Origin of the sequence: Streptomyces aurantiacus, from assembly GCF_001418335.1 — a bacterium.
Lineage (GTDB): Bacteria > Actinomycetota > Actinomycetes > Streptomycetales > Streptomycetaceae > Streptomyces > Streptomyces aurantiacus.
Map to the genome: position 1 here is coordinate 1 of NZ_LIPP01000497.1, position 6,803 is coordinate 6,803.

General features: G+C 68.6%; 5 protein-coding genes. 3 read left to right on the plus strand and 2 right to left on the minus strand.

The window, feature by feature from the left end; all coding sequences use genetic code 11:
* Position 1: 1 nt before the first annotated feature.
* Positions 2 to 2,230, plus strand: a complete 2,229-nt coding sequence (locus AOK01_RS39435) for a RelA/SpoT family protein (protein WP_063792946.1) — start codon at positions 2 to 4, stop codon at positions 2,228 to 2,230.
* Between the two features lie 128 nt (positions 2,231 to 2,358).
* On the opposite strand, the gene AOK01_RS39440 is transcribed toward AOK01_RS39435, so the two are convergent.
* Both AOK01_RS39440 and AOK01_RS39445 read right to left on the minus strand, forming a co-directional pair.
* Positions 2,359 to 3,588: a DUF349 domain-containing protein gene (locus AOK01_RS39440; RefSeq protein WP_055520378.1), complete on the minus strand. Its 1,230-nt coding sequence runs from the start codon at positions 3,586 to 3,588 to the stop codon at positions 2,359 to 2,361.
* Between the two features lie 135 nt (positions 3,589 to 3,723).
* Positions 3,724 to 4,569: a peptidylprolyl isomerase gene (locus tag AOK01_RS39445; protein ID WP_055520380.1), complete on the minus strand. Its 846-nt coding sequence runs from the start codon at positions 4,567 to 4,569 to the stop codon at positions 3,724 to 3,726.
* Between the two features lie 170 nt (positions 4,570 to 4,739).
* On the opposite strand from AOK01_RS39445, the gene AOK01_RS39450 reads away from it, so the two are divergent.
* On the plus strand, positions 4,740 to 5,456 hold the full coding sequence (locus AOK01_RS39450; RefSeq protein WP_055520383.1) for an MBL fold metallo-hydrolase: 717 nt from the start codon (positions 4,740 to 4,742) through the stop codon (positions 5,454 to 5,456).
* A gap of 13 nt (positions 5,457 to 5,469) precedes the next feature.
* Positions 5,470 to 6,732, plus strand: coding sequence for a histidine--tRNA ligase (gene hisS, locus AOK01_RS39455; RefSeq protein ID WP_055520385.1), 1,263 nt, complete (start codon positions 5,470 to 5,472; stop codon positions 6,730 to 6,732).
* Positions 6,733 to 6,803: the final 71 nt, after the last annotated feature.

The window sequence follows — 6,803 nt, forward strand, 5'->3', positions numbered from 1 at the left end:
GATCTTCGGGTCGTTGCTGCGGATAGTGCGCAGCAACGACCCGAAGATCGAAGCGGCCACGCTCCGCCAGGTCGAGCGCGCCTACCAGGTCGCCGAGCGCTGGCACCGCGGCCAGAAGCGCAAGAGCGGCGACCCGTACATCACGCACCCGCTCGCCGTGACGACGATCCTCGCCGAGCTGGGCATGGACCCGGCCACGCTGATGGCGGGACTCCTGCACGACACCGTCGAGGACACGGAGTACGGCCTCGACACCCTCCGCAAGGACTTCGGCGACCAGGTCGCCCTCCTCGTCGACGGCGTCACCAAGCTCGACAAGGTGAAGTTCGGCGAGGCCGCGCAGGCCGAGACCGTACGCAAGATGGTCGTCGCCATGGCCAAGGACCCGCGCGTCCTGGTCATCAAGCTCGCCGACCGTCTGCACAACATGCGCACCATGCGCTACCTCAAGCGCGAGAAGCAGGAGAAGAAGGCGCGCGAGACGCTGGAGATCTACGCGCCGCTCGCCCACCGCCTGGGCATGAACACCATCAAGTGGGAGCTGGAGGACCTCGCCTTCGCGATCCTCTACCCCAAGATGTACGACGAGATCGTGCGCCTGGTCGCCGAGCGCGCCCCCAAGCGCGACGAGTACCTCGCCATAGTGACCGACGAGGTCCAGTCCGACCTGCGCGCGGCCCGCATCAAGGCGACCGTCACAGGGCGTCCGAAGCACTACTACTCCGTCTACCAGAAGATGATCGTCCGCGGCCGTGACTTCGCGGAGATCTACGACCTGGTGGGCATCCGCGTCCTGGTCGACACGGTCCGCGACTGTTACGCCGCCCTCGGCACCGTCCACGCGCGATGGAACCCGGTACCCGGCCGGTTCAAGGACTACATCGCGATGCCGAAGTTCAACATGTACCAGTCGCTGCACACGACGGTGATCGGCCCCAACGGCAAACCGGTCGAACTCCAGATCCGGACGTTCGACATGCACCGCCGAGCCGAGTACGGCATCGCCGCCCACTGGAAGTACAAGCAGGAGGCCGTCGCCGGCGCCTCCAAGGTGCGCTCCGACCAGCCGAGGACCACCGGCAAGGACGACCACCTCAACGACATGGCGTGGCTGCGGCAGCTCCTCGACTGGCAGAAGGAGACCGAGGACCCCGGCGAGTTCCTGGAGTCCCTGCGCTTCGACCTGTCACGCAACGAGGTCTTCGTCTTCACGCCGAAGGGCGACGTGATAGCGCTGCCGGCCGGCGCGACACCCGTGGACTTCTCCTACGCGGTGCACACGGAGGTGGGCCACCGCACCATAGGAGCACGTGTCAACGGCCGCCTCGTCCCGCTCGAATCGACCCTCGACAACGGCGACCTGGTGGAGGTCTTCACCTCCAAGGCGTCCGGCGCCGGACCGTCCCGGGACTGGCTGGGCTTCGTCAAGTCGCCCCGCGCCCGCAACAAGATCCGCGCCTGGTTCTCCAAGGAGCGCCGCGACGAGGCCATAGAGCAGGGCAAGGACGCCATCGCGCGCGCCATGCGCAAGCAGAACCTGCCGATCCAGCGCATTCTCACCGGGGACTCGCTGGTCACGCTCGCGCACGAGATGCGCTACCCCGACATCTCGTCCCTGTACGCGGCGATCGGCGAGGGCCACGTGGCCGCGCAAGGTGTCGTGCAGAAGCTCGTCCAGGCGCTCGGCGGCGAGGAGGCCGCCACCGAGGAGATCGACGAGAGCATCCCGTCCGGCCGGGGCCGCAAGCGTCGCTCCAACGCCGACCCGGGAGTCGTCGTCAAGGGCGTCGACGACGTGTGGGTCAAGCTGGCCCGCTGTTGTACGCCCGTTCCGGGCGACCCCATCATGGGCTTCGTCACGCGCGGCAGCGGAGTGTCGGTCCACCGCACCGACTGCGTCAACGTCGACTCCCTGTCCCGCGAGCCCGAGCGCATCCTGGAGGTCGAGTGGGCGCCCACCCAGTCCTCGGTCTTCCTGGTCGCCATACAGGTCGAGGCCCTGGACCGCTCGCGGCTCCTGTCGGACGTCACGAGGGTCCTGTCCGACCAGCACGTCAACATCCTGTCGGCGGCCGTCCAGACGTCCCGCGACCGGGTGGCCACCTCCCGCTTCACCTTCGAGATGGGCGACCCGAAACACCTGGGCCACGTCCTGAAGGCGGTCAGGGGAGTAGAGGGCGTGTACGACGTGTACCGCGTGACATCGGCCCGCAGGCCCTCAGAGGCTTGATCACGAGCCCCTGGTGAAGAGGCGCAGCCCTTCACCAGGGGCGCGGGGAACTGCGCGCCCAGCCACAGCGCACCCGCGGACAACAACACACCGGGCCCCAGCGGCGCTTCCCGGCCGAACCAGCGGAGCTACCCGCCGAACTCCTGCAGCCCCTTGAGCGCCTGGTCGAGAAGCGCCTGACGCCCGTCCAGCTCCCGCTGGAGCTTGTCGGCCTTCGCGTTGTTGCCCGCGGAGCGCGCCGTCTCGATCTGGCCCTGGAGCTTGTCCACAGCGGCCTGGAGCTGACCGGTCAGACCCTCGGCACGCGCCCGTGCCTCCGGGTTCGTCCGGCGCCACTCGGTCTCCTCGGAGTCCTGCAGCGCCCGCTCCACCGCGTGCATCCGGCCCTCGACCTTCGGGCGGGCGTCGCGCGGCACGTGGCCGATGGCCTCCCAGCGCTCGTTGATCGAGCGGAAAGCGGCCCTGGCCGCCTTCAGGTCCTGCACCGGGACGAGCTTCTCGGCCTCCTCGACCAGCTCCTCCTTGAGCTTCAGGTTCTCCGACTGCTCCGCGTCCCGCTCGGCGAAGACCGAGCCGCGTGCCGCGAAGAACACGTCCTGGGCGCCCCGGAAACGGTTCCACAGGTCGTCCTCGTGCTCGCGCTGAGCGCGACCCGCGGCTTTCCAGTCCGTCATCAGATCGCGGTAACGGGCCGCCGTCGGACCCCAGTCGGTCGAGCCGGAGAGCGACTCGGCCTCCGCGACCAGCTTCTCCTTGGCCTTGCGGGCCTCCTCGCGCTGCGCGTCCAACGACGCGAAGTGCGCCTTGCGGCGCTTGGAGAACGCCGAGCGCGCGTGCGAGAAGCGGTGCCACAGCTCGTCGTCGGACTTCCGGTCGAGCCGGGGCAGGCCCTTCCAGGTGTCCACCAGGGCGCGCAGCCGCTCACCGGCGGCCCGCCACTGGTCGGACCGGGCCAGCTCCTCCGCCTCGACGACCAGCGCCTCCTTGGAGTTGCGGGCCTCGTCGGACTGCTTGGCCCGCTGCGCCTTGCGCTCCTCACGGCGGGCGTCGACCGTCTCGACGAGCTTGTCCAACCGTGTCTTCAGCGCGTCCAGATCACCGACCGCGTGATGGGCGTCCACCTGCTCGCGGATGTGGTCGATGGCGACCTGGGCGTCCTTCGAGGACAGATCGGTGGTCTTCACCCGCTTTTCGAGGAGGCCGATTTCCACGACCAGGCCCTCGTACTTGCGCTCGAAGTAGGCCAGTGCCTCGTCGGGAGTTCCGGCCTGCCAGGAACCGACGACCTGCTCGCCGTCGGCCGTACGCACGTACACGGTCCCCGTCTCGTCGACGCGGCCCCACGGGTCGCTGCTCACAGCGCCTCCTCCACATGATGCCTGCGTGGGGCGGCTGCGCCCCCGGGCATCGTCCACAGTTTCGTCACGGCCAACATAGGCGACCGGCGGGGCGGCTGTCCGCATCCCGCGCGACCGAACTTTCCCTGCTGGAGGTCAGGATTTCGTCACGGTCGCCTTGTCGATCACGACCGTCGCGTTGGGCGTGCCGTCGCCCTGGCCGGTGCTCTCACCGGCGCCCGCGATTTTCTTCAGCACCTTCATGCCCGATTCGGAAATCGTGCCGAACGGTGTGTAGTTGGCGGGCAACTGACTGTCCTGGTAGACGAGGAAGAACTGGCTGCCGCCGCTGTTGCGGCCTTCCTTCGTCTCCGCGTTGTACTGGTTGGCCATCGCCACCGTGCCCGCCGGATACACGTTGCCCTTGAGACGCTTGTCCTTGAGGTTCTCGTCGGGAATGGTGTAGCCGGGGTCGCCCATGCCGGTGCCCTTCGGGTCACCGCACTGGAGCACGTAGATGCCGTTCGTGGTCAGGCGGTGGCACTTGGTGTGATCCAGGTAGCCCTTGCCCGTGAGGAAGCTGAACGAGTTCACGGTGTGCGGGGCCTTCGACGCCGGCATGTCGATGTCTATCGTGCCGCAGGTCGTCTGCAGCTTCATCGTGTAGTCCGCCGACTTGTCGATGCTCATCGCCGGCTCCTTCTTGTAGCTCAGCGACTTCACCTTGCCCTTGGCGGCCTTGTCGCAGGGGTCCGGAGCCTTGCTGGGGGCGGCGGAGGCGCTCGGAGTGGCCTCCGCGGCGGCGTTGGACTTGTCGTCGTCGTCCTGCTTGAACACCCCGGTCGCGTACGACACCACGCTGCCCACGACGACCACGCCGAGGACCGACGCGATCACCGCGTTGCGAGCGTGGGCCTTGCGCCGAGCGGACGTACGCCGCTGCTGTTGCCGCAAGAACTTCTCCCGGGCGAGCTGACGCCGCCGCTGTTCCTGGGTGACCACCGGGTTATCTCCTCATGCGTCTCGTACGTCAGGTGGGACGCGTGCGTCTTGTGAGCCGACCGCCTGCGTGTGCCCCGTACCGTATATGGGTTCGCTGTGGTTCCGGCAGCGCCGGTAGGCTCTGATCCGCAGCGAAGCCATTCCCCGTACCGACATACCGAAGGACGAACGTGCTCATTGCCGGGTTCCCCGCCGGGGCCTGGGGCACCAACTGTTATGTGGTCGCCCCCGCCGCAGGTGAGGAGTGCGTGATCATCGACCCGGGCCATCAGGCCGCCCAGGGAGTCGAGGACGCGCTCGCCAAGCATCGGCTCAAGCCCGTCGCCGTCGTCCTCACGCACGGCCACATCGACCATGTCGCCTCGGTGGTCCCGGTGTGCGGCGCGCACGACGTACCGGCGTGGATCCACCCCGCGGACCGGTACATGATGAGCGACCCGGAGCGGGCGCTCGGCCGCTCGATCGGGATGCCGCTGATGGGCGAGCTCACGGTCGGCGAACCGGACGACGTGCGGGAACTGACGGACGGCGCCGCGCTGAAGCTCGCAGGACTCGACTTCTCCGTCGCGCACGCGCCCGGCCATACGAAGGGGTCGGTGACCTTCCGGATGCCCGAGACCACGGAGATCCCGTCCGTGTTCTTCTCCGGGGATCTGCTCTTCGCCGGCTCCATCGGACGCACCGACCTGCCCGGCGGTGACATGGACGAGATGCTTGCCTCGCTGGCGCGTGTGTGCCTGCCGCTCGACGACTCGACCGTGGTGCTGCCCGGCCACGAACTCCAGACGACCATCGGCCAGGAGCGCGCCACCAACCCGTACTTGCGGCAGGTGGCGGCGCCCGGCCCGGGAGCGGACCCCACCTCCGCTCTTCGACGAGGAATGTGACGAGAGACTTCCGTTGAGCACCTTCAAGGCCCCCAAGGGCACGTACGACCTGATCCCGCCGGACAGCGCGACGTACCTCGCGGTGCGCGAGGCGATCGCCGCTCCGCTGCGCGACTCCGGTTACGGATACATCGAGACGCCCGGATTCGAGAGCGTCGAGCTGTTCGCACGCGGGGTCGGTGAGTCCACCGACATCGTGACCAAGGAGATGTACGCCTTCGAGACCAAGGGCGGCGACAAGCTCGCCCTGCGCCCCGAAGGCACCGCCTCCGTGCTGCGCGCCGCCCTGGAGGCCAACCTCCACAAACTCGGCAACCTCCCGGTCAAGCTCTGGTACTCGGGCTCCTACTACCGCTACGAGCGCCCCCAGAAGGGCCGTTACCGCCACTTCTCCCAGGTCGGCGCCGAGGCGATCGGCGCCGAGGACCCGGCCCTGGACGCCGAGTTGATCATCCTGGCCGACCAGGCGTACCGCTCACTGGGCCTGCGCGACTTCCGGATCCTCCTCAACTCGCTGGGCGACAAGGAGTGCCGTCCCGTCTACCGGGCCGCGCTCCAGGACTTCCTGCGGGGTCTCGACCTGGACGAGGAGACCCTGCGCCGCGCCGACATCAACCCGCTGCGCGTCCTCGACGACAAGCGCGACGACGTCCAGAAGCAGCTGGTCGGCGCCCCGCTCCTGCGGGACTACCTCTGCGACGCGTGCAAGGCGTACCACGAGGAGGTGCGCGAGCTGATCACGGCCGCGGGCGTCTCCTTCGAGGACGACGCGAAGCTGGTCCGGGGCCTCGACTACTACACCCGGACCACCTTCGAGTTCGTCCACGACGGTCTGGGCTCGCAGTCCGCGGTCGGCGGCGGCGGACGCTACGACGGCCTGTCCGAGATGATCGGCGGCCCCGCGCTGCCGTCCGTCGGCTGGGCCCTCGGCGTCGACCGTACGGTTCTCGCGCTGGAGGCCGAGGGTGTGGCGCTGGACCTTCCCGCGTCCACCAGCGTGTTCGCGGTGCCGCTGGGGGAGGAGGCGCGCCGCGTGCTCTTCGGCGTGGTCACCGAGCTGCGCAGGAACGGGGTGGCGGCCGACTTCTCGTACGGCGCGAAGGGTCTCAAGGGCGCGATGAAGAACGCGAACCGTAGTGGCGCGCGGTACACCGTCGTCGCCGGTGAGCGTGACCTCGCCGAGGGCGTCGTCCAGCTCAAGGACATGGAGTCCGGTGAACAGGTCGCGGTCGGCGTGAACGAGATCGTGGCGGAACTGGAATCCCGGCTGAGCTGAGCCGGGGGTTTCTTTCGCCCCCGCCGCCCCTACCCATTCCCGTCACTACCGGGGGCTGCCGCCCCCAGACC